The organism is Sphingobium subterraneum, from assembly GCF_014199435.1.
Classification (GTDB): domain Bacteria; phylum Pseudomonadota; class Alphaproteobacteria; order Sphingomonadales; family Sphingomonadaceae; genus Sphingobium; species Sphingobium subterraneum.
The window spans coordinates 32983-55029 of record NZ_JACIJP010000001.1; the positions used below are offsets into that span (position 1 = coordinate 32983).

General features: G+C 63.3%; 26 protein-coding genes. 19 read left to right on the forward strand and 7 right to left on the reverse strand.

Annotated elements, in window-relative coordinates; genetic code table 11:
* The first annotated feature begins 1 nt into the window (after window position 1).
* The 6 genes from ribH to FHS92_RS00200 all read left to right on the forward strand — a co-directional run bounded on the left by ribH (window position 2) and on the right by FHS92_RS00200 (window position 4581).
* Window positions 2-424, forward strand: coding sequence for a 6,7-dimethyl-8-ribityllumazine synthase (ribH, locus tag FHS92_RS00175; RefSeq protein WP_184076381.1), 423 nt, complete (start codon window positions 2-4; stop codon window positions 422-424).
* Between the two features lie 60 nt (window positions 425-484).
* A complete protein-coding gene (locus FHS92_RS00180) occupies window positions 485-1147 on the forward strand; it encodes a COQ9 family protein (RefSeq protein WP_184076391.1) in 663 nt (220 codons plus the stop codon).
* 82 nt (window positions 1148-1229) lie between these two features.
* A complete protein-coding gene (locus FHS92_RS00185) occupies window positions 1230-1862 on the forward strand; it encodes a LolA family protein (RefSeq protein ID WP_184076393.1) in 633 nt (210 codons plus the stop codon).
* Between the two features lie 339 nt (window positions 1863-2201).
* Window positions 2202-2996 carry an exodeoxyribonuclease III gene (locus FHS92_RS00190; RefSeq protein ID WP_184076395.1) on the forward strand — a complete coding sequence of 265 codons (795 nt, stop codon included), beginning with the start codon at window positions 2202-2204 and terminating at the stop codon, window positions 2994-2996.
* On the forward strand, window positions 2996-4057 hold the full coding sequence (ribA, locus tag FHS92_RS00195) for a GTP cyclohydrolase II (RefSeq protein ID WP_184076397.1): 1062 nt from the start codon (window positions 2996-2998) through the stop codon (window positions 4055-4057). The genes FHS92_RS00190 and ribA overlap by 1 nt, the downstream gene beginning before the upstream one ends.
* Window positions 4057-4581 (forward strand): L,D-transpeptidase family protein, encoded by a 525-nt coding sequence (locus tag FHS92_RS00200; RefSeq protein WP_184076399.1) that lies wholly within the window; start codon window positions 4057-4059, stop codon window positions 4579-4581. The genes ribA and FHS92_RS00200 overlap by 1 nt, the downstream gene beginning before the upstream one ends.
* 28 nt (window positions 4582-4609) lie before the next feature.
* On the opposite strand, the gene FHS92_RS00205 is transcribed toward FHS92_RS00200, so the two are convergent.
* Entirely contained in the window at window positions 4610-5386 is a 777-nt protein-coding gene (locus FHS92_RS00205; RefSeq protein WP_184076401.1) for an enoyl-CoA hydratase-related protein, read from the reverse strand.
* Window positions 5387-5574: 188 nt separating this feature from the next.
* Between FHS92_RS00205 and FHS92_RS00210 the strand changes: the two genes are divergently transcribed.
* On the forward strand, window positions 5575-6201 hold the full coding sequence (locus tag FHS92_RS00210; RefSeq protein WP_184076403.1) for a class I SAM-dependent methyltransferase: 627 nt from the start codon (window positions 5575-5577) through the stop codon (window positions 6199-6201).
* 200 nt (window positions 6202-6401) lie between these two features.
* Window positions 6402-6581: a hypothetical protein gene (locus FHS92_RS00215; RefSeq protein ID WP_184076405.1), complete on the forward strand. Its 180-nt coding sequence runs from the start codon at window positions 6402-6404 to the stop codon at window positions 6579-6581.
* Here FHS92_RS00215 and FHS92_RS00220 read toward each other — a convergent pair whose 3' ends face one another.
* A complete protein-coding gene (locus tag FHS92_RS00220) occupies window positions 6582-7880 on the reverse strand; it encodes an MFS transporter (protein ID WP_184076407.1) in 1299 nt (432 codons plus the stop codon).
* A 157-nt stretch (window positions 7881-8037) separates the two neighbouring features.
* Between FHS92_RS00220 and pgsA the strand changes: the two genes are divergently transcribed.
* The 3 genes from pgsA to FHS92_RS00235 are packed head-to-tail and all read left to right on the forward strand — an operon-like array spanning window position 8038 to window position 9303.
* Window positions 8038-8601, forward strand: coding sequence for a CDP-diacylglycerol--glycerol-3-phosphate 3-phosphatidyltransferase (gene pgsA, locus FHS92_RS00225; protein ID WP_184076409.1), 564 nt, complete (start codon window positions 8038-8040; stop codon window positions 8599-8601).
* Window positions 8602-8605: 4 nt separating this feature from the next.
* Entirely contained in the window at window positions 8606-8866 is a 261-nt protein-coding gene (locus FHS92_RS00230) for a MoaD/ThiS family protein (protein WP_184076411.1), read from the forward strand.
* Window positions 8863-9303: a molybdenum cofactor biosynthesis protein MoaE gene (locus FHS92_RS00235; RefSeq protein ID WP_184076413.1), complete on the forward strand. Its 441-nt coding sequence runs from the start codon at window positions 8863-8865 to the stop codon at window positions 9301-9303. The genes FHS92_RS00230 and FHS92_RS00235 overlap by 4 nt, the downstream gene beginning before the upstream one ends.
* Window positions 9304-9305: 2 nt before the next feature.
* Here the strand turns inward: FHS92_RS00235 and FHS92_RS00240 are convergent, their stop codons facing one another.
* Complete coding sequence (locus tag FHS92_RS00240; protein ID WP_184078627.1) at window positions 9306-10226, reverse strand: hydrogen peroxide-inducible genes activator; 921 nt, start codon at window positions 10224-10226, stop codon at window positions 9306-9308.
* 145 nt (window positions 10227-10371) lie between these two features.
* Here FHS92_RS00240 and epsC point away from each other — a divergent pair, with 145 nt between their 5' ends.
* The gene (gene epsC / locus FHS92_RS00245; protein ID WP_184076415.1) at window positions 10372-11085 is read left to right on the forward strand and encodes a serine O-acetyltransferase EpsC; all 714 of its coding nucleotides are present in this window, start codon (window positions 10372-10374) and stop codon (window positions 11083-11085) included.
* Window positions 11085-11438, forward strand: a complete 354-nt coding sequence (locus tag FHS92_RS00250; protein WP_184076417.1) for a DUF2794 domain-containing protein — start codon at window positions 11085-11087, stop codon at window positions 11436-11438. The genes epsC and FHS92_RS00250 overlap by 1 nt, the downstream gene beginning before the upstream one ends.
* 31 nt (window positions 11439-11469) lie before the next feature.
* On the opposite strand, the gene phoB is transcribed toward FHS92_RS00250, so the two are convergent.
* Window positions 11470-12165: a phosphate regulon transcriptional regulator PhoB gene (phoB, locus tag FHS92_RS00255; protein ID WP_184076419.1), complete on the reverse strand. Its 696-nt coding sequence runs from the start codon at window positions 12163-12165 to the stop codon at window positions 11470-11472.
* Between the two features lie 134 nt (window positions 12166-12299).
* A complete protein-coding gene (locus tag FHS92_RS00260; RefSeq protein ID WP_184076421.1) occupies window positions 12300-13583 on the reverse strand; it encodes a sensor histidine kinase in 1284 nt (427 codons plus the stop codon).
* 92 nt (window positions 13584-13675) lie between these two features.
* Between FHS92_RS00260 and FHS92_RS00265 the strand changes: the two genes are divergently transcribed.
* From FHS92_RS00265 to FHS92_RS00280, 4 genes are read left to right on the forward strand one after another with little or no spacing between them, the layout of a single operon-like run.
* Window positions 13676-14131 (forward strand): hypothetical protein, encoded by a 456-nt coding sequence (locus FHS92_RS00265; RefSeq protein WP_425506207.1) that lies wholly within the window; start codon window positions 13676-13678, stop codon window positions 14129-14131.
* Window positions 14132-14185: 54 nt separating this feature from the next.
* Entirely contained in the window at window positions 14186-14425 is a 240-nt protein-coding gene (locus FHS92_RS00270; RefSeq protein ID WP_343056604.1) for an HPr-rel-A system PqqD family peptide chaperone, read from the forward strand.
* Window positions 14422-15288: an HprK-related kinase A gene (locus tag FHS92_RS00275; RefSeq protein WP_184076427.1), complete on the forward strand. Its 867-nt coding sequence runs from the start codon at window positions 14422-14424 to the stop codon at window positions 15286-15288. The genes FHS92_RS00270 and FHS92_RS00275 overlap by 4 nt, the downstream gene beginning before the upstream one ends.
* The gene (locus FHS92_RS00280) at window positions 15285-16280 is read left to right on the forward strand and encodes a nucleotidyltransferase domain-containing protein (RefSeq protein WP_184076429.1); all 996 of its coding nucleotides are present in this window, start codon (window positions 15285-15287) and stop codon (window positions 16278-16280) included. The genes FHS92_RS00275 and FHS92_RS00280 overlap by 4 nt, the downstream gene beginning before the upstream one ends.
* On the opposite strand, the gene FHS92_RS00285 is transcribed toward FHS92_RS00280, so the two are convergent.
* Window positions 16277-16945: an HAD family hydrolase gene (locus FHS92_RS00285; protein ID WP_184076431.1), complete on the reverse strand. Its 669-nt coding sequence runs from the start codon at window positions 16943-16945 to the stop codon at window positions 16277-16279. The genes FHS92_RS00280 and FHS92_RS00285 overlap by 4 nt on opposite strands.
* A gap of 114 nt (window positions 16946-17059) precedes the next feature.
* Here FHS92_RS00285 and glmU point away from each other — a divergent pair, with 114 nt between their 5' ends.
* Window positions 17060-18427 carry a bifunctional UDP-N-acetylglucosamine diphosphorylase/glucosamine-1-phosphate N-acetyltransferase GlmU gene (glmU, locus tag FHS92_RS00290; RefSeq protein ID WP_425506208.1) on the forward strand — a complete coding sequence of 456 codons (1368 nt, stop codon included), beginning with the start codon at window positions 17060-17062 and terminating at the stop codon, window positions 18425-18427.
* The gene (gene glmS / locus FHS92_RS00295) at window positions 18428-20251 is read left to right on the forward strand and encodes a glutamine--fructose-6-phosphate transaminase (isomerizing) (RefSeq protein ID WP_184076433.1); all 1824 of its coding nucleotides are present in this window, start codon (window positions 18428-18430) and stop codon (window positions 20249-20251) included.
* A 6-nt stretch (window positions 20252-20257) separates the two neighbouring features.
* On the opposite strand, the gene FHS92_RS00300 is transcribed toward glmS, so the two are convergent.
* Entirely contained in the window at window positions 20258-21907 is a 1650-nt protein-coding gene (locus FHS92_RS00300; protein WP_184078632.1) for a helicase HerA-like domain-containing protein, read from the reverse strand.
* Between the last annotated feature and the right edge of the window lie 140 nt (window positions 21908-22047).

The window sequence follows — 22047 nt, forward strand, 5'->3', positions numbered from 1 at the left end:
TATGGCGAAATTTCTGATCGTCGAGGCGCGCTTCTACGACCATCTCAATGATCTGCTGATCGCGGGCGCGAAGGCGGCGCTGGAGGATGCGGGGCACAAATGCGATGTCGTTACCGTGCCCGGCGCGCTGGAAATTCCCGGTGCGGTCGCATTGGCGGCGGAGAGTGGGCGCTATGACGGCTTCGTCGCCATCGGCGTTGTGATCCGGGGCGAGACCTATCATTTCGAGGTGGTTTCGAACGAAAGCGCACGGGGCCTGATGGCGCTGAGCATGGACGGCATTCCGATCGGCAATGGGATATTGACGGTCGAGAACGAGGCGCAGGCGTTGACCCGCGCCAGGCCAGACGAGAAAGACAAGGGCGGAGAGGCGGCGAAGGCGGCAATCGCAATGCTGAACCTGCGCCAGCGCTTCGCGGGATAACGCGCCTTTCCCTTGCTCTGCCGCTCACGCCGACTAAATGAGGGACTGGAGGCGTGAGCGATGACCCAAATTCCCGACGATCCCACACTGGATGAACTGCGCGGTGCGCTGGCGCCGTTGTTGGCGCGCCATGCTGCGTTTGATGGCTGGCGCCCCGCGGCGGTGGAGAATGCGGCGGCGCAACTGCCCGTGGATCCGACTATCGCAAAGCTTGCCTTCAAGGGTGGGGCGGTCGACATGATCGATGCCTGGTTCGCGAGCATCGACGCGCGCATGGCTGACGCTTGGCCTGCCGACACAATCATGCCCTTGAAAATCCGTGAGCGCATCACGGCTCTGGTGGAAACGCGCCTCACCCTGATCGAGCGCGATCGCGAAGCGCTGCGACGGGCACTTTCCATCCTCGCCATGCCGCAGAACGTGGCGCGCGCGGGGCAACTGGGGTGGCGCGCGGCCGATGCGATCTGGCGTGCCGCCGGCGACAGCTCGGTCGATGTGAACCACTACACTAAGCGTGCCACGCTCGCGGGCGTCTATGGGGCGACCTTGCTGGCGTTTCTGGATGACGACAGCGACGGGTGGGCGGACACGCGCGCGTTTCTTGCGCGGCGTATCGAAGGCATCATGCGGTTCGAGCAGGCCAAGGGGCGCCTGTTTGCAAAGAAGGATCGTGTATTCAGCCCCGCCCGTTTCATCGGCCGGTTGCGGTATCCTGCAACCTGAAACGGCATCACGGGTTAATTCAGGCGTTATTCAACGCCCGTTGCCTATTCCGGGCACTCGTCCACTTACGGGAGAAAACTTCATGAAGCGCCTGATGCTTGCGCTCGTACTGGCTTCCGCGGTTCCGCCGACTTTTGCCGTTTTGCCTGCTGTTGCGGCTACGCCCACGCAGGACCTGGCACAGGTGTCGGCGTATATCCGTCAGGTGTCGTCGCTCACGGCGGATTTCTCCCAAACCGACCGCAACGGCCAGACGCTCACAGGCAAACTCACCCTCAAGCAGCCGGGGAAGATCCGCTTCCAATATCAGAAGGGAGTGCCGCTGCTGATCGTCGGGGATGGCAAGGCTTTGACGGTGATCGATTATGAGGTGCGGCAGGTTCAGCGTTGGCCGATCGGGAGTTCTCCGCTCGGTGCGTTGATCGACCCGAAGCGCGATCTGTCGAAATTTGGCAAGGTGGTGCAGACCGGCGATCCCAATGTGCTGACGGTAGAGGCGAGTGACCCCAAGCGGCCGGAGTTTGGCACGATCACGCTGGTGTTCAATCGTAAAGCCAGCGCCCCGGCAGGACTGGAATTATACGGTTGGGTTGCCCGGGACGCGCAAAGCAACCGTACGGCGGTCCGTCTGACGAATCACCGTTATGGCGCGGATATTCCCGATTCGGCCTTCCGCTGGCGTGATCCGCGACCCGTTTCACGACCCAGCCACTGAGTGGAGCGTTTCCTCGGTCCATCGCAGCTGATGCACATCTGGGAAGCGAGAAGTGGATTATAACGGCTTGGCAACCGCGTTCGTTCATCTTCGCGACAGGCAAATCCTCTTATAACAACTCATGAAGACGAGGACGGGCTGTCGGGATTCCCCCCTGTTGACCGACCCACTGTTCTCGATCCGACGCGCATATTGCGCAACAGAGACCCTCGTTCCACGCCCCCGGAGCGAGGGTCTTTCGCGTCCGGAGGGGCAAGTATCCCGAGTGGTGCGCAGGGGATGGACGATTGCCGATTGCGCCGCTTGCGTCCCGCTGCGCGGCCCCTTAGGGGGAAAGACATGTCTCAAAATCTTAAAATCGCGTCCTGGAATATTAACAGCGTTCGTGCCCGCCTCGACATCGTTACCCGCTTTCTGACCGAAGAAGCGCCGGACATTCTCTGCCTGCAGGAAACGAAGGTCATGAACGATGCCTTTCCGGGCGGCATCTTTCGGCAGATGGGTTATAATCATCAGGTGCTCCACGGTCAGCCGATGCATCATGGCGTGGCGATCGTCAGCAAGATCCCCATCCGCGAGGACGACCGGCTGGACTGGCAGGCCAACGGCGAGGCGCGCCATGTTGGCGTGCGGCTGGACAACGGTGTGCGCCTGGAAAACGTCTATGTCCCGGCGGGCGGCGAAGTCCCGGACCACACGGTCAATCCGAAGTTCGGGCAGAAACTGGCCTTTGTTGAACGGATGATCGAATGGTCGTCGAAACTCGATAAGCCAACGATCCTGACGGGCGATTTCAACATCGCGCCGCTGGAATGCGATGTATGGAGCCACAAGCAGCTGATCGACGTCGTGAGCCATACCGAGGTGGAGTGCGAGTTGCTCGCGCGGCTGCAGGCGTCGCACAACTGGGTCGATATCGGGCGCCATTTCCATCCGGCACCGACGCGGCTCTACACGTGGTGGAGCTACCGCGCGCGCGATTGGGCGGCATCCGACCGGGGCCGTCGTCTCGACCATATGTGGATCAGCCCCGAGCTTCTGGACAATGCGGTGAGCCACAGGGTCGCCGAACCATGCCGCAACTGGGCTCGTCCGTCCGACCACGCGCCGCTGGTCACGGAATTCCGGTTCTGATGAACGCCCGCGCCGCCGCTCGCGCTATCGACGCCCTGCGCCGGGGCTGGCCGGTGGAGGTGAGGGGAGCGAACGGTGCTCTGGTCCTGCTGGCGGTGGAGGCCGCTGACGACGTGACGCTGGCTGGTTTCGATCCGCACGGGCAAGCCGACATTCTGCTGTCTGCCGCGCGTGCGCAGACCTTGCACCTGTCAAACCAGCGAGCTGCCGCTGACCCGGAAGCGCCCGTGCTGGTGCGGCGGGAACCGTGGATCGGCTATGATCTGGCCATGGCGCTCGCCGATCCGGTGCGCGATCTGGCGACGCCGCTCAAGGGTCCGTTCCGTGCGATTCCCCTAGGGGCGCCTCAAGCGGCTGCGGCCGCGCTGCGTCTGGCGCGACTGGCCGGAGTGTTGCCCGCCTTTTTCGTGGGCGATGAGTCTGTTGTGCCGGAAGCCAGCGTGGCTGCGGATGCCGTGGCGCTCTATGGCGCTGGGGAGGCGCTGGCCATCGCAACCCGCGCGCGCCTGCCGGTAAAAGTCGCGGAAAACAGCGAAATCGTGGCGTTCCGCAGCGCGGACGATCCGCGCGAGCACATCGCGCTGGTTATCGGCAACCGCGACGGGACCGTGCCGGTCGTGCGCCTGCACAGCGAGTGTCTGACGGGCGATGTGCTGGGATCGCTGAAGTGTGACTGTGGGCCGCAATTGCACCGCGCGATGCACCAGATTGCGGAAGGGCGTTGGGGCATTCTTCTGTATCTGCGGCAGGAGGGGCGGGGCATCGGCCTCATCAACAAGCTGCGCGCCTATGCGTTGCAGGATCAGGGTTTCGATACCGTGGACGCCAATGTACGCCTGGGATTTGCGATCGATGCGCGGGACTTTTCGGTTGCGGCGCAGATGCTGAAGCTGCTTCATGTCCCTTCCATCCGCCTGCTGACCAACAACCCGGCCAAGGTCGCCGGGCTGGAGGGTGAGGGGATCGCTGTAGTCGAGCGTCTGCCCCTCGCGATCGCTGCCAATCCGCACAATGCCCATTATCTTGACACCAAGCGGGACCGGACCGGGCATCAGCTCTGATGGAACGGATCATCGTCGATGCGCTCTCTCTGACGCTTTCGCTGGGAGCACAGCAATTTCCGTGCGTCATCGGCAAGGGCGGCTGGTGCGCCGCCGATGACAAGCGTGAGGGAGACGGACGCACGCCGCTGGGGCTGTGGCCGGTGAGCGGCGTTTTGCTACGGCCGGGGCGGATCAGCCTGACCGAGGCGCTGAAGCTCCCTTGGCGCTGGACGCGGAAACAGGATGGCTGGTCCGACGATCCAGCCGATCCGCAATATAACCGCCCGGTCATGCTGCCCCATGGCTTTTCGGCGGAGACCCTTCAGCGGGACGATCACGCCTATGATGTGATCGTCGTGCTGGGCCACAATGACGCGCCGCCGGTGCCGGGCAGGGGCAGCGCGATCTTCTTTCATATCTGGAACCCCTGCGCCGATGGCGCCCCAAACGCAACCGAAGGGTGCGTTGCCATTGACGGCGCCGCGATGCTCAGCATTCTTCAGCTGTTGCGACCGGGGATGCTGATGGAGATCCGGGCTTAAAGCGCCCCCTAGGCCCGAGGCTTCCGCCTTATCGGCCCTTCCACAGGCCGGGCCGCTTTTCAACGAAAGCCTTCATACCTTCGGTGCGGTCCTCGGTGCTGGTCAGGATCTGGAACAGGCGACGCTCGATCAGGATGGCTTGGCTCAGCCCTCCTTCAAACGCGAGGTTCACCATCTCCTTGTTGATCATCGCGGCGACGGGCGGCATTGCGGCGATCGCCGCCGCGCTCTTCAGCGCTTCGTCCAGCAGATCGGCGGCTGGCACGACGCGCGCGACGAGCCCGGAACGCTCTGCTTCCGCAGCGTCCATCATCCGGCCGGTGAGGCACATTTCCATTGCCTTGGCCTTGCCCACCGCGCGCGTCAGGCGCTGCGACCCGCCCATGCCGGGGGCAACGCCGAGTTTGATTTCCGGCTGGCCGAACTTTGCCGTGTCGGCCGCGAGGATGAAGTCGGCCATCATGGCGACTTCGCAGCCGCCGCCCAGCGCGAAACCGGAGACCGCCGCGATCCACGGCTTCCGTGTGGCGGTGACGCGCGATGTCCATTCGGCAAAGAAATCTTCCAGAAAGAAGTCGACCGATGGTTTTTCGGACATTTCCTTGATGTCCGCCCCGGCGGCGAACGCTTTCTCGCTGCCGGTAAGAACAAGACAACGCTGCGCCGGGTCGGCATCATAAGCGGCGAACGCGTCGATCAGATCCTTGAGAACCTGCTTATTCAAGGCGTTAAGCGCTTGCGGCCGATTGAAGGTGACGAGGGTAACGGCATCACGCTGTTCGACGAGGATGGTTTCATAGCTCATGACGGGTTCCAGATATGTAAAGAATGCTGTCGTTGCTCGTAGCGAAACCCGGAGGTCAAGCACAAGCGTTCATTGCTTTGCACGGCGTTCATTTCGCGGCAGGCCAAAGTTTGGCTTGCGTTGCGGCCCGAGTGCCGACACAAAAGGCTCATGATCCGGACCGCCTCCGATTGTGGAATTCGCGCTCGATGAATGACAAATTTTCGCGCGCCCGTGCGGTCGCCTATCCTGTTCCAGCCGGACCGCGTGAGCGCGCCGCCGAATATATCGATTTCCTCGCCGCTTGGCTGCGCAGGCCGCGGCAGACCGCGTCGGTCGTACCGTCGAGCCGTTATCTGGCCCGGCTGATGGTGCGCGGGATCGATGCGCAAGGCGCGCGCGTCCTGGAGCTGGGGGGCGGCACTGGCGTCTTCACGCGCGAAATTCTGGCGACGGGCCTGCCGGTCGACAAGCTGGAAGTCGTGGAAATCAATCCCGCCTTTGCGCGCAGCCTGCGGCGTCAGTTCCCCGGCGTCGATGTGGTCGAAGTGCCCGCACAGATGATCGCGAGCCATGTCACCGGACAGGCGGGCGATTATCAGACGGTGGTGAGCGGCCTGCCGCTGCTGGCGATGGACAAGACCGCGCATGTGGCAATTCTGCGCGAGGCCTTCTCGCTTCTGGTCGAAGGCGGCGACTTCGTTCAGTTTACCTATTCGATGCGATCCCCGGTGAACAAGGATGTGCTCGATACGCTGGGCCTGAAGGTCCACAAGGTGGGGCAGGTTGTCCGCAATTTCCCGCCTGCGACGGTGTTCCGCTACACACGGCGCTGAAGGCGACCGTGCCGGTTACGGCCTTACTGTTCTGATGTCCTGAACTCCACGCCGAGAACCGGGAGCGGGCGGGTCTTCGCCTGTCGCAAAAAGTTCCCCAATTTTTCATCATGATGCGTGGCTGAGCCAATATGGCACAGGCATTTCTTAACCATCTATTTACCTTTCCGGCCGGTTAAGAATTTCTTAACTCCTGACGCATGAAGCGTCGTAGCCTAGTCCTCACCAGCGAGAATGCTCGCCATCCCTTTCGTCAGACGCTGCCCCCCCATGTGCTGCGTCCCCTGCAGGACGTCCGCCGGGCACAGGATGGCGACGCGAAGCTCTTCCTGATGAGCTTCACGGCGTTCTTTATCGCATTCTACGGCTTTATCGGCTGATCAGTCGCATGCGCAGTGGAGCTTCCACGCGAGCCACGCCGACACCAGGCACATCGCGGCGGCAAACAGCAACTGGTTGACCACCGCCACCCCCAGGAAATTCATGCCGAGCGTTACAACGGAGCCGATAACCATCGCGCCGGAGTTGACGAAGTTGTTGGCTGCGACCGTGCGCGCGGCGTGGCTCTTTGCCACGGTCGTCGTCAGAAACGCGTAGAGCGGGACGACGAACATGCCGCCTGCAATCGCGATTCCCAGCAGCGACAGGATCAATACAACCGCATGCTGGTGATGCATGAAGTCCCGCAGCGACATCAATTCTCCGACCGGCTGACCGCTGTTCCAGATCAGGCAGACAGCGTGAAACGCGACGACGAACGCGCCCATGACAATAACCGATGCCGGTGCAAAGCGTGCTGACACCTTGCCCCCGAGCATCCGATTAACGGCGACCGATCCGATGGCGACGCCGATGGAAAAGACGCCCAGGAACAGGCTGGCGACGGACTTGTCCGCCTCCAGCACATTCTTCACCAGCGGCGGGAACTGGATGAATAACACAGTCCCGATCGTCCAGAAAAAGCTGATCGAGACGATCGCAAGGAACAGGCGGCGGATATGCATCGTCGCGCGCACCTGCGCGATCGATGACCGGATGATGTGATAATCCAGCGGTTCGATCGTGCCGAGCGGCGGTGCGGGCGGAACCTGGCGCGAGACAAGATAGCCCGCCACCGCGATGAGGATCACTGCGACGGCAGCCACTTCGATCGCAATCAGGCCCGCGAGGATGGTGCCCGCGAGAATCGCCATATACGTCCCGGCTTCCACCAGGCCGGTCCCGCCGAGCACTTCATCGTCCGAGAGGTGCTGGGGCAGGATCGCATATTTGATCGGTCCGAAAAACGTCGAGTGAACCCCCATGGCAAAGAGGGCGAGCAGCATCAGCGGAATGGCGAACAGGTGGATCGCGACACCCGCCCAGGCAAGCGCCAGTCCAGCACCACCCACCAGCATGATGGCAACCTCAGCCGCCTTGACGATGCGGATCACCGCCGCCTTGTCACGCTGGTCGGCGATCTGGCCCGATAGCGCCGACAGCAGAAAGAAAGGCAGAATGAAGATGCCGGTCGACACTGCGCTGAACCAGGTTTCCGCGCGCGGGTCACTGTACACGGTGTAGACGACGAACAGCACCATCGCGTTCTTGAACAGATTGTCGTTGAATGCCCCCAGCATCTGCGTGACGAACAGGGGAGCGAAGCGACGTTTCGTCAAAAGCCGCAGGGATGCTTTCATAAAGGGTGAGCTGTCCTTGTTGCGTGTCGCGCGGCGATTAGCCGTTCGCGCGGGCGCTGTCCAATGGCCAGTGGCGAGCCGATGAAATAGATGAGGCGCATGCGCAACAAAGTGTGACCGCTTGTCAGCACCCGCCCTCTGTGGCAGGCGGGACGGGATGTTGACCGTGCCCAATATCCTGACCCTCTCGCGCATATTCGCGATGCCGCTGCTCGTCGCGCTGCTGTGGCCAGCCGAGCAGGGGCATGAATGGCGTCTGGGCTACGCGTTGGCGTTCCTGCTCTACTGCCTGATGGGCATCACCGATTATTTCGACGGCTATGTCGCGCGTTCGCACGGGTCGGTGTCAAAGCTGGGCGTTTTTCTCGACCCCATCGCGGACAAGATCATGGTGGGTGCGGTCATTCTGATGCTGGCGGCGACGCGCGACATCCGGGGGCCGCATATCGTTGCTGCGCTGGTCATCCTCCTGCGCGAGATCGCGGTATCCGGGCTGCGCGAGTTTCTGGCCGGCTTGCAGGTGTCGATGCCGGTGTCACGCCTGGCGAAGTGGAAGACCACGTTCCAGCTGATCGCGCTCGGCGCGCTTATCCTCGCGGGGGCGCTGCCGCAGTGGGCATTTGTGCAGACTGTGGGCCTTGCCACCTTGTGGGCCGCCGCGATCCTGACCCTCGTGACGGGTTGGGATTATCTGCGCGTCGGCCTGAAACATATGGACTGACCCGGTGAGCACGCTGTCTCTCCTCTATTTCGCTTGGGTGCGTGAGGCGATTGGCCTTGATGGCGAGACAATCGAGCATCCCGGGCCGGACGCCAGCGTCGCTGACGTGGTCGCGTTGCTTGCCGCGCGGGGCGGCGGATATGGGCAAGCCTTTGCCGAACCGGAACGGCTGCGCGCCGCGCTCGATCAGCGCTTCGTCCGTCTGTCTGATCCGCTCGGGTCGGGCCGCGAACTGGCGCTGTTCCCGCCGGTGACCGGCGGATGAGGCGCATAGCGGTCAGCGAGGCGGATTTCGACGCCGCCGCCGAAATCGCGGCGCTGGAGGCATTGGGCGGGGGTGCGGTGGCGAGTTTCACGGGGATCGTGCGCGGCGACGATGGCCTCGAAACCTTCCGGCTCGATCATTATCCGGCGATGACGGAAATGCAGGTAGGACGCCTGATGGACGACGCTCTGGCGCGCTGGCCGTTGCTGGGCGTCGTGGTATTGCATCGGGTAGGCGTGATGCGGCCGGGCGACCGGATCGTGTTTGTGGGTACCGCGTCCTCTCACAGGGGCGCCGCACTCGAATCCTGCGCGTTCCTGATCGACTGGCTCAAAACGTCCGCGCCGTTCTGGAAGAAGGAAAGCTTCGCGGATGGATCGGCCCGCTGGGTCGAAGCGTGCGCCGCTGACGACGCCGCTCTGGCACGCTGGACATAATGTCAGGCAGCGACGGGTTTATCCTGTCGCAACTTCTGAAGAATGTCTGCCAACATACGGAATTCCTTTTCACGCGGGCTGCTTCTGCGCCACACCAACGCAATTTCGCGGTATGCATGGGGCGACTGAAGTGGGCGAGCGGTGATATTGGTGTGTTCCAGGATGCCGCCGGTAATCGCCATCTCCGGTAACAGGGTGAGGCCCAGGCCGTTGTCCACCATCTGCACCAGCGTATGAAGCGATGTACCCATCATCTGCGCTTCGGCCCGGAGCTCAGGACGGTTGCAGGCGGCCAGCGCGTGATCCTTCAAACAATGCCCGTCCTCCAGCAAGAGCAGCCGGCTTTCGTCAATCGTCTGAGGCAGGATGAAGGCCGGCGGATCGCGGGGCTCGTTGCGCGGAAAGGCGACAAACAGACGATCGTCGAAAAGATGGACATGGTCCACCTCTCCGGTCGCGAAGGGCAGGGCCATCAGCACACAGTCCACATGGCCGTGCCGCAGCGAATCGATGGCCGCCTGACTGGTTTCCTCGCGCAGGTAAAGCTTGAGTTCCGGCTGTTCGGCGCGCAGGCGGGGCAACAGTCGAGGTAACAGAAATGGTGCGATGGTGGGGATGACACCCATGCGCAACTCGCCCGCCAGCGGCTTGCCGGACGCTTGTGCGAGCGCGGCGAGTTCCTCCGCCTCGCGCAACACGCGATACGCTTTTTCCACAATGCGGTCGCCCAGGGCCGTGAAACGCACGATGCGCCGTGTGCGCTCCACCAGGATCACACCAATCAGCGATTCGAGCTCTCGGATGCCGGCCGAAAGCGTCGATTGCGTCACAAAACTGCTGTCCGCCGCGCGACCGAAATGACCATGCTCCTTCAGGGCGACGAGATATTGCAGCTGCTTGAGAGTGGGCAAAAAACTGGACATTGATCGCTCCGGTCGCTGTTGAATAACTCTATAATCGATCCGGTCGATTAACCCAAGGGCCGCGTCATGGGTTTGTTTGCCGAGCATCTGGAAAAACCGGGCGGCCGCGCTTATAGTCATTACTGGAATAACAAGGGGACAGGGCATGTTCGGCTCGCTCATTGCCTATCTGGATTCGATCAAGGCCCGTGATCCTGCTCCCCGCTCTCGGGCGGAGATCCTGTTGTATCCGGGCGTCTGGTCGGTGTTCTGGCACCGGATTGCGCACACGCTGTTCAACGCGCGGCTCTTCTTTCTCGCCCGCGCGGTCAATCATCTGTCGCGCTTCCTCACGGGTAACGACATCCATCCCGGCGCCAAGATCGGGCACAATTTCTTCATCGATCATGGCTTTGTGATCGTCGGAGAGACGGCCGAGATCGGCGATAATGTCACCATCTACCAGAATGTGACGCTGGGCGGCACGGATCCGGCGAACGGGATCGGCGGCAAGCGCCATCCGACGCTTCATGACGGTGTTATCGTCGGTTCGGGCGCGCAGGTGCTCGGTCCGGTGACGGTTGGCGCGCGCGCGCGGATCGGTGCCAATGCGGTGGTAACGAAAGACGTGCCCGAGGGTGCGACGATGGTCGGCATACCCGCCCGCCAGATGCTGGTCGATGTGACCGCCTATCAGCGCGAATTTCTTCCTTATGGTACGCCGTGCAGCGAAGCGTTCGACCCGGCGACCCAGAAGTTGGAACTGCTGCAATGCGAGGTGGAGACGTTGCGCAAGCGCCTGGGTGAACTTGTCGCGGAGCATGAAGCGGCCGTTCCTCCCGCCCCCATCGGCAAGGTCAAGGAGCGCGGCCGCGCCTGATGGGCGAAATCACGCCTTTTCCGAGATCTGGACTTCGCATCACGCCGCCCAGCCAGATCGGCTTTGACCGGCGCGAATTGTCTCGCATCATGGATCTCTACGGCCGGATGGTGTCGGCAGGTCATTGGCGCGATTATGCCATCGATCTGGGTAAGGAGGCGGCGACGTTTTCTGCCTTCCGACGTGCGAGCGAGCGGCCTGAATTCCGTATCGAAAAGCGCCCGGCCCTGCGCAATCGTCAGGGCATGTGGACCTTGATCGGCGAGGGCGGCATGGTGCTCAAGCGTGGGCAGGAATTGGCTGGTGTCCTGGCACCGGTGGAACGCAAACTGGTGCGGCTGATCGAGGATTAGGGCTGCCGTTCGCATATACGGACGTTCTGCCTCAATCCCCTCCCGCATCCAATGCATAGCCCGCCGAGCGGACCGTGCGGATGATATCGTTCTGGTCGCCGACGTTGATAGCCTTGCGCAGGCGGCGGATATGCACGTCGACGGTGCGCAGCTCGATGTCGCTATCTCGGCCCCAGACGCTGTCGAGCAAGCGTTCCCGGGAAAAGACCCAACCCGGATGCTCCAGAAAATGCTTGAGCAGGCGGTACTCGGTCGGCCCAAGCGGAATCACCTGCCCGCTGCGCCGGACTTTGTGGGCCACTGTGTCCATTTCGATATCGGCAAACGCCAGGGTTTCCCCGGCGAGGGCGGGACGGATGCGGCGCAATACCGCGTTCACCCGTGCGACCAGTTCGCGCGGCGAAAAGGGCTTGGTGACATAATCGTCCGCGCCGGTTTCCAGGCCGCGAACCCGGTCTTCCTCTTCGCCCCGGGCGGTCAGCATGATGATCGGTACATTCGCAGTGGCCGAAGCGCGGCGCAGGCGGCGGCATACCTCGATGCCCGACAAGTTTTCCACCATCCAGTCGAGCAGAACGATGTCGGGCACGCGTTCCTGCGCAAGGATGAGGGCTTCCTCGCCATCGACCGTGTGGACGACGTCGAAATTCTCTTTCTTGAAATGCCAGATCAGCAATTCCGCCAGAGCGGCGTCATCTTCGACCAACAGCATATTCGCGCGGCTCATCGGCCTGTATTCCTTATCTGGCAGGACGCGCAGAGCGCCCATCCGTTTCGCGACCGGGCCGAAAGATCGATCCTGCTCGCTCGCGTCGCTTTAGGCATGCTTGATCGCTTTTATGTGACATTTCCTTTTCATTTTCATGACACAAGCGTCGTGTCCGGATTTGCCCCATCCCGCGATGATGCCGATGGCGTGGTGGGAAGCAGGACGGAGACGGTCGTGCCCTTGCCCACCACACTGGAAATATCGAGCCGACCGCGATGCCGTTCAACGATGTGCTTGACGATCGCAAGGCCGAGTCCGGTTCCTCCGACGGCGCGACTGCGGCCCGAATCGACGCGATAGAAGCGCTCCGTCAGGCGAGGCAGATGATCGGGGGAGATGCCTTCGCCCTCGTCGCTGACTGTAATCCGCAACATCTCCAGCGAATTGGCGACGATCGACAGACCAATGGGGGTGCCCGCCCGCCCATATTTCGCGCTGTTGTTCACGAGGTTGTGGAGAAGCTGGGACAATTGCGCCGTATCCCCCTGAATCGGCCCCAGGCCGGGTGCCACGTCGCAGGCAATGTCCTGCCCTCGCTTGCCAAGGCTTTGTCGCGCGTCGGCCGCAACCTGTTTAGCCAGCGCGCCGATGTCGATGGTTTCGGCAGGCAGACGATGCTTGTCCGCCTCGATGCGGGAGAGGGACATGAGGTCGTCGACCAATTGCTGCATGCGCCGCGCCTCGCCGTCGACGATACCCAGAAAGCGCGTTCGCGTTTCCAGGTCTGCGCCCACGTCCGGATCCGCCAGAGTCTCGATGAAACCCAATATGGCGGCAAGCGGGGTGCGCAGTTCGTGGCTTGCGTTGGCAACGAAATCAACGCGCGCGCGCTCGGCGGCATAGCGGCTCGTCTGGTCGAGCATATGCACGAGGAGGCGCTGCGCCCCGCTATCGGCATCGATGGGGACGATTTGCATCGACCAGCGCTGGTCCCGCGCGCCCAGCCCGACAATGTCGAGCGTAAGGGGGGTGGTGACCGGGTCCGTGCCCGAAAGGCGCTCTGCAGCGGCGGGGTGCCGGATCGCGAGCCTTATGTCCTCGCCTACGATATGGTTGCCGAGCAGGCGCAGCGCGGCGCGGTTCGCGAGCGCCACGCGGCGCTGGTCGACGACGATCATCGGGTCGGCCAGTCCATCAAGAATGCGGGTGAAGCTGTCATTGTCCAGCAGATCGGTCGATGCGGTGCGCGGTATGGGGGGCGCCGCCGGATTGGTTTCCTGCTCTGCCTCCGTCATGCCCTGAACAGCAATAAGGACTGCGCAAATCAGGAGGATCAGAAGGCCGGCGGCGTTTATCCCGGCGAAGATCCCAACAATGGCGCCCGCACCCATAATCGCCAGACTGGCGATCCATCGCGGAGTTCGGCCTTGATTCATGGTTAGCATAGTGGATTATTCTCGCGAATATTGCGATGGAATGTTGCGGGCAATGGGCCGGGGACGATCAAACGGGTACGGATGGTGGCGATATGACGGATGGTCCGGGGGATAGAGCTGCAGCGGATGCCGCTTCTCAAGCGAAGAATCGTGACAGTGACGTGACAGCGCCGGGCGCAGCCGTGCCCAGCCGTCGGCAGTTGCTGATGGGTGGTGCGGTGGCCGCGAGCGCGATCATTTCCATCCGCCCCGCGCTCGCGCAGACGGCGGCATCGGTATTGCATTGCCAGGTGCCAGTGCCAGACGCCCCGCGCTCCGGCGGCCTGATCGCCGCTGACGGATCGGTCGTGCCTGCGGGAACTCCGGGGGCGTTTCCGGGCTCCGGGCGGCCGTTTACGGGTGAGGAGGTCAAGGCCGCATTGCGGGGCGGGCGGACACTTCCCGGCACGAGCTATAGTCAGAACAACGCCTATCTCAACTACATCCGGCGCCTGCAATCCGGCACGAGCGGGTTCACCTGCTACGCGTCGTTGCAGATGCCGCGCTAAGATTATCGTGCATTTCGGGTGACGCATTACCGGCCGGCAGGGAAGGACGCGCTGGTGGTGCGGTCGCTCGACGGGTTCACTCTGCTGTACCATCGGCCGTCCGGTCAGACGCATCTAGTTGCGAGCCCAGTTCCCGAGATAATACAAGTATTACAAAAAGTTGATGCCGATATTTCGACTCTTTACGAGGTTTTGGCGCATGATTTTGATCTGGGGGATCGTGCTGAGGCGATTGCCGAATTGACCCACCATGTGGATGCGCTCGTAGCCCTCGGTCTCATACGGCCCGCATGAAACATCGCATCACGCTCACAATTGGCCCCGCGACGTTCCGCCTGGGATCGCCTTGGAGGGAGCCGATCACCTGGTTGAAGCGGCTCTATGCCGATTATCCACAGCAGCCGGACGCCATTGCCGACTTCACCGTGCGACTGGATCCGGCCGGGCCGCTCAGGCGCTGGCTGCATCCCTCCGTCCGTATTGCCGGGGACCATATGCTGGCCGACGCCGCGCCCATGGCGCTGCGCCATGGACTGCTCGCGGCGGAAATGGGCATGAATTTGCAGATGGCCCTGGGATGGCGGCGGCACCTTTTGATCCACGCCAGTTCGGTGGAGAAGGGCGGACGCGTACTCGTGATGACCGGCGAATCGGGGTCGGGCAAGTCGACGCTCGCCGCGCTGCTGGGCGAACGGGGCTGGCGTTTCATGGGCGACGAATTCGCGCTGATTGATCTGGACGATGGACGGATCCTGCCGTTTCCCCGGCTGGTGTCGCTCAAGAACGCGGCGATCGATGTCATGCGGGCGGAAGTGCACGATGAAGGGCGGTTCGGGCCGCTGCTCTTTGCCACGCCGAAGGGTGACATCCGTCACCTGGCGCCGCCGCGCGGGGCCATCGGCCGCATGGGCGAGGGCGCGCCGCCCGCCCTGTTGCTGTTTCCCCGCTTCGGTGCCGACCCGGAACTGCGTCCTGTGGGACAGGCGGAAGTGTTCGTGCGCCTGACGCAGGCGTCGACCAACTATGTCGCCTGTGGCGAGCGGGGTTTTGACGCGTTGCACCGCTTCGTCACCGCAGTCCCCGCAATGGCGATGGACTTTCCCGATGGAGACCGGGCGGTGGGGCTGGTCGAGGACCTGTGGAGCCAACTGTCATGAGCGGGCGGCTTCTGGTCGATGTGCTGCGCGATCCCGCCCGGGCGACGGTGCTGAGCGGGGGGCTGTGGAACGCGCTGATCGCTGCGGCGCGGGCGGAACGGCTGATCGGCACGCTGGCAGTACGGCTGGACGGGCTCGATGTGCCCCCCGCCGCGGCGCGCGTGCTGGCTGATGGCCGTGCGGAAGCGGAGCGCGAGAAGCGGCATGCGTTGTGGGAGGCCGACCGCGCGATGCAGGCGCTGGGGCCGCTGGGAATGCCGGTTATCGCGATGAAGGGCACCGCCTATGTCGCGGCCGGGCTGACTGCGGGCGAAGGACGGTTTATCGGCGATCTGGATATCATGGTGCCACACGATGCGCTGGACGACGTGGAGACGGTGTTGCTGGCAGCGGGGTGGGAATGGGTGAAGCCGGACCCTTATGACGACGCCTATTACCGACAATGGATGCACGAGTTGCCGCCGATGATCCACCGGGAGCGCGACAGGATGATCGACGTGCACCACACCATCCTGCCGCTGACCGCGCGGCCGAAGCCGGATGCGACTGGTATGATCGCGGACAGTGTGGCGCTTCCCGGCGGGCTGCGGGTGCTGAGCGCGGAGGATCGCGTCTGCCATGCGGTGGCGCATATGCTGGCGGATGGGGATCTTGGGGGAGGGCTGCGAAACCTATGGGATATCAAATGCTTGTTGAACGATATTGAGGATTGTTCGGCGCTTTTCAGGCGCGCGGATCGTCATGGTTTGACGGCGCATTTGACCCGAGCGGAGCGGCTTGCGGACGCCGTATACGGAACGCGCACCGCCCGGCTGTCGATGGTTGACCGAGTGTTTGTGGCGCGGCTGACGGCGACCGATGGCTGGGGACGGGACGGGCGCAAGCTTCTGGGGCTCGCATTTTACGTCCGCTCGCATCTCCTCCGCATGCCGCTCACCATGCTGCTGCGCCACCTGTGGACCAAATGGCGCAAGGGGCATCGGCCGGTCTAGGCGGGCCAGCGTTCCAGCGCGGGTACCAGTTCGTCGAAATGATCGATCACCGCATCGGCGCCGAGATCCTGCACGGGCACGTCTGGAAAGCCGAAACTCACGGCGATGCTCGCCACCCCCGCATTCTTCGCGCCGTCGATGTCATTTGTCGTGTCGCCGACGAACACGCAGCGCCCGCCGCCTGCGCGCTCGATCATCGCGTGGATGGGTGTGGGGTCCGGCTTTCCGATCCCGACCGTATCTCCGCCCACGATGGTAGTGAAGAACGACGACAGGCCAAGCGCTTCGATCAACGGGACCGCGAACCGCTCGACCTTGTTCGTGCAGACAGCCAGGCGCACGCCCCGCGCCCGCAGCGTCTCCATGGCGGCGATCAGACCGGGATAGGGTGTCGTAAACCGCGTCAGGTTACGCCCGTAATAATCGAGCAGCACGGGATGCAACGCATCCAGCATCTCCGTGCTCGATTCTCCTGATGCCATGAGCGCCCGGTCCAGCATGACCCGCGCACCCTTGCCGATGAACGGCTTGACCGCTTCGCTTTCAAAGGGTGGGCGACCGATAGTGCCGATGGCGTGATTGACGGCCGCAGCAAGGTCGCCGCTGGTGTCGAACAGGGTGCCGTCGAGATCGAATCCAACGATATCGAAAGGAATTTGCGTCATGGCGGCGTCCATGCCCTTTGCCCTGTGGCATATGCAAGGCAAACATGGCAGAGAACCCGATATCGCCGCCGGTTCCGTGGGGGAAAGCGGCGCAGTTTTCGACAAAGGCCGCCCGTGACCGCCGCAACGACCCGCCCTCCGCTCGCGATCATCATCCTTGCCGCCGGGCAGGGCACGCGCATGAAATCATCGCTGCACAAGGTGCTTCACCCGATCGCCGGGCGCCCGATGGTGCTGCACCTGCTGGCCGCTGCGCAGGCGCTGGCTCCGGAGCGGCAGGTCGTCGTCGTTGGCGCGGGCCGGGAACAGCTTGAGGCCGCGCTCGCACCCCACGGCGTGGGCACAGCGTTGCAGGCAGAGCAACTGGGCACCGGCCATGCCGTGGCGCAGGCGCGAGGCGCGCTGGACGGCTTTTCGGGCGATGTGCTGATCCTTTATGGCGATGTGCCGCTGGTGCGCGCGGAGACGATGCGCGCGATGCTTGACCGGCTGAACGCCGACGATGCGCCCGCGACGGTGGTTCTGGGCTTTCGTCCTGCCGATCCCGGAGCCTATGGCCGCATCATTGCGGACGAGGCGGGCGTTATCGGCAAGATGGTCGAGTATAAGGACGCGTCGGCGGAGGAACGCGCGGTCACCTTGTGCAACAGCGGGCTGATGGCGGTGCGCTCGGAGGATCTGTTCGCGTTGCTGGAGCGTGTCGGGAACGACAATGCTGCGGGCGAATATTATCTGCCCGATATCGTTTTGCTCGCCGCCGCCGATGGTCGAAAAAGCGCGGTGATCGAGACCGGAGCGGCGGAGGTCGCGGGCGTCAACAGTCGTATCGAGCTGGCGCAGGTGGAGGCGGCCTGGCAGGCGCAGCGGCGTATCGCAGTGATGGCCGACGGCGTGACCCTGATTGCGCCGGAAACCGTATTCTTCAGCCATGACACGCAGCTTGGCCGCGACGTCGTCGTGGAGCCACATGTCGTCTTCGGCCCCGGCGTGGTGGTCGAGGACAACGTCACGATCCACAGCTTCTCGCACATCGAGGGCGCGACAATCCACACGCGGGCGGAAATTGGCCCCTATGCGCGGCTCCGTCCCGGGGCCGACATCGGCGTCAAAGCGAAGGTTGGCAACTTCGTGGAGATCAAGAAGGCGTCCCTGGGTGAGGGCGCGAAGGCTAACCACCTGTCCTATATTGGGGACGCTATCGTGGGCGCAAACGCGAATATTGGGGCTGGGACGATCACCTGCAATTATGACGGTTTTTTCAAGTATCGGACCGATATTGGCGCGGGTGCATTCATCGGATCGAACAGCGCGCTGGTCGCGCCCGTCACGATCGGCGCGGGCGCCATCGTGGGGGCGGGATCGGTCGTGACGCGCGACGTGGGGGCGGATGCACTGGCGCTGGTGCGCCCTGAGCAGAGCGAGAAGACAGGGTGGGCGAAACGGTTTCGAGACGCCATGACGGCGAAGAAGGCGGGCAAGTAAATGTGCGGGATCATCGGCATTGTCGGCAAGGATGACGTGGCGGAGCGGCTGCTCGATGGACTGCGGAGGCTGGAATATCGGGGCTATGACAGCGCGGGCGTTGCGTCTGTCCATGATGGCGTGATCGAACGCCGTCGGGCGGAGGGCAAGCTCAATAACCTCGCGCGCGAACTGATGGCGCATCCACTGCCCGGTTCGACCGGCATCGCGCATACGCGCTGGGCCACTCATGGTGCGCCAACGACCAGCAACGCGCATCCCCACGCCACGGAGGAGGTCGCGCTGGTCCACAACGGGATCATCGAGAATTTCAAGCCGCTGCGTCAGGAATTGATGGCGCGGGGCCGCCGGTTTGACAGCGAAACGGATACGGAGGTCGTCGCGCATCTGGTGAGCGAACTGGTCGAGCAGGGTGCTTCGCCGGAGGACGCGGTAAAGCAGGTTCTGCCGCGCCTGCACGGGGCGTTTGCGCTTGCCATACTCTTTCGCAGCCGTCCCGATATCCTGATCGGCGCGCGCCTCGGATCGCCGCTGGTCGTGGGCTATGGAGACGGGGAGACCTATCTGGGGTCGGATGCGCTGGCGCTCGCCCCGCTGACCCAGCGGATCGCCTATCTGGAGGAGGGCGACTGGGTCGTCATCACGCGGGATGGCGCGAAGATCTTCGATCGAGACAACAGGCCCGTCGAGCGGCCGGTGACGATTTCCGGCGTGTCCGGCGCGATGATTGACAAGGGCAATCACCGCCACTTCATGCAGAAGGAAATCTACGAGCAGCCTGTTGTAGTTGCGCAGACTCTGCGGTCTTATCTGCGCCGGATGGAAAACCAGGTGTCGCTGCCCGACATGGATTTCGACCTTGGCAGTGTGAAGCGCGTGACCATCGTCGCGTGCGGCACGAGCTATTATGCCGGGCTGGTCGCCAAATACTGGTTCGAGAAGTTCGCGCGGATCCCGGTCGATATCGATGTGGCGAGTGAGTTCCGCTATCGCGACCCGGTGCTGGAAGACGGCGGATTGGCGCTGTTCATCAGCCAGTCGGGCGAGACGGCTGATACGCTGGCGGCGTTGCGCCATGCCAAGGCGCACGGACAGATCATCGCGGTGGTCGTAAACGTGCCGACCAGTTCGATGGCGCGCGAGGCGGACTTGCTGTTGCCGACCCACGCGGGGCCGGAAATCGGCGTGGCGTCGACCAAGGCGTTTACCTGCCAGCTGGCGGTGCTGGCGGCGCTGGCGGCGAATCTGGCGCGGTCGAACGGCAAACTGACCGCAGAGGAAGAAGCCGAGATCGTCTGGCACCTGTCCGAAGCGCCCGCCGCGATGAACGAGGCGCTGTCCCACGATGCGGCAATCGAAGCGATCGCACCGCTGATCGTACCGGCGCGCGACGTGCTCTATCTGGGGCGCGGGCCGGACTATCCGATGGCGCTGGAAGGGGCACTCAAGCTCAAGGAAATCAGCTACATCCACGCCGAAGGTTATGCAGCGGGTGAGATGAAGCATGGCCCCATCGCGCTGATTGACGAGGCGGTCCCGGTGATCGTCATCGCGCCGTCCGGGCCGCTGTTCGAAAAGACCGTCAGCAATATGCAGGAGGTGCAGGCGCGCGGCGGCAAGGTGGTGCTGATTTCTGACGCGGAGGGCATTGCGCAAGCAGGAGAAGGCTGCATGGCAACGATTGAAATGCCAAAGGTGCACCCGCTGATCGCGCCGTTGGTGTATGCCGTACCCGTCCAGCTGCTCGCTTACCATGTGGCGGTCGCCAAGGGGACCGATGTCGACCAGCCGCGCAACCTCGCCAAGTCGGTGACGGTGGAGTGACTTGGCCTATTTGAACAGGCCGCCCAATATCCCTCGCACCAGTCCACCGACCAGGCCGCCGCCGGTATTTTTGCGCGACGATCCTCCGAATACGGCCTTGCCGATCTCGTTCGCCACCTGACGCCCCACGGTGGATGCGGCGGAGCGGGTGGCCGACTGGACCGCGCGGCCCAGCGCGGTGGGTTTGGCCGCTTCGCGCGCGGCGGCGGCCTCGGCGCGCAGCCGTTCCTTCTCGGCGGCAGCGGCCAGACGCGCCTGCTCTTTCAGCTCGGCTTCCCGGGCCTTTGCCTCGACCTTGGCCTGCACGGCGGCGGTTTTCTCCGCTTCGGCCTGTGCCTTGGCCGCCTGCGCGGCGGCGGCGGCGGCTTGGCCGCGCGCGGCGAGAATTTCTGCCGCCGATTCGCGGTTTATCTCCGTGTCATATTTACCGTCGACGGGTGAGATCGACCGGATGATGGCACGTTCCTTCGCGTCGATCGGGCCGAGGCGGGAGCGGGGCGGGGCCATCAGCGTGCGCTGCACGATGGAGGGCGAGCCGTCTTCCTGAAGCACCGAAACCAGCGCCTCACCGACTTTCAACTCGGTGATAGCGGTTTCGACATCGAGGTCTGGATTGACGCGGAAGGTTTCGGCCGCCGCCTTGATCGCCTTCTGGTCGCGCGGGGTGAAGGCACGCAGCGCGTGCTGCACGCGGTTGCCCAATTGGCCCGCCACCGCCTCCGGGATGTCGATCGGGTTCTGCGTGATGAAGTAGACGCCGACGCCCTTGGAACGGATCAGCCGGACGACCTGCTCGATCTTGTCCTCCAGTGCCTCGGGCGCGTCGGTGAACAGCAGGTGCGCTTCGTCGAAGAAGAAGACGAGACTCGGTTTTTCCGGATCACCGATTTCCGGCATCGTCTCGAACAATTCGGACAGCAGCCACAACAGGAAGGTGGAGTAGAGCTTGGGGCTCTGCATGAGCTTGTCGGCGGCGAGCACATTGATGTAGCCGCGCCCTTTCTCGTCCACTTTGAGGAAATCGTGGATGTCGAGCGCCGGTTCGCCGAAGAAGGCCGCGCCGCCCTGGCTGTCGAGCTGCAGCAGTTGGCGCTGTATCGTGCCGACGCTGGCCTTGGTGATGTTGCCGTATTTTGCGCTGAGGGTATCGGCGTTTTCGGCGCAATAGGCGAGCATCGACTGGAGATCCGCGAGATCGAGCAACAGCAGTTGCTCCTCGTCCGCATAACGGAAAGCGATGTTGAGCACGCCTTCCTGCGTTTCATTGAGGTCCATGAGCCGAGCGAGAAGCAGCGGTCCCATCTCGCTCACCGTGGTGCGGATTGGGTGGCCCTGTTCGCCGTATAGATCCCAGAACGTCGCGGGATTGTCGGAATAGACATAAGGATCGAGGCCGATTTCGGCCGCGCGCGCCACCAGCTTGTCGGCGTTCTTGAAGGTCGGCGATCCGGCCATGGAGATACCAGCAAGGTCGCCCTTCACGTCCGCCATGAAGACAGGGACACCCTGCGCGGAGAAGCCTTCGGCGATGCTCTGGAGCGTGACGGTTTTGCCGGTGCCGGTCGCTCCGGCTATGAGGCCGTGGCGATTCGCCCGCTTCAGGTTGAGAGTTTGCGGCGTGCCATTGCTAGCGCCCAGAAAGATGCCGTCGGTCATCGCGCGTTCCCCACCAGCCGGAGCCGCCCTGCAGCGCGGCTCGAACATTTCACTCGGGTTTTGCGGGATTAGCGCCGATCGATCAAGGGCTGGTTGCAAGACCGCAGCACATTATCTCCGCTCCCGCGCCGGGCGGGAGC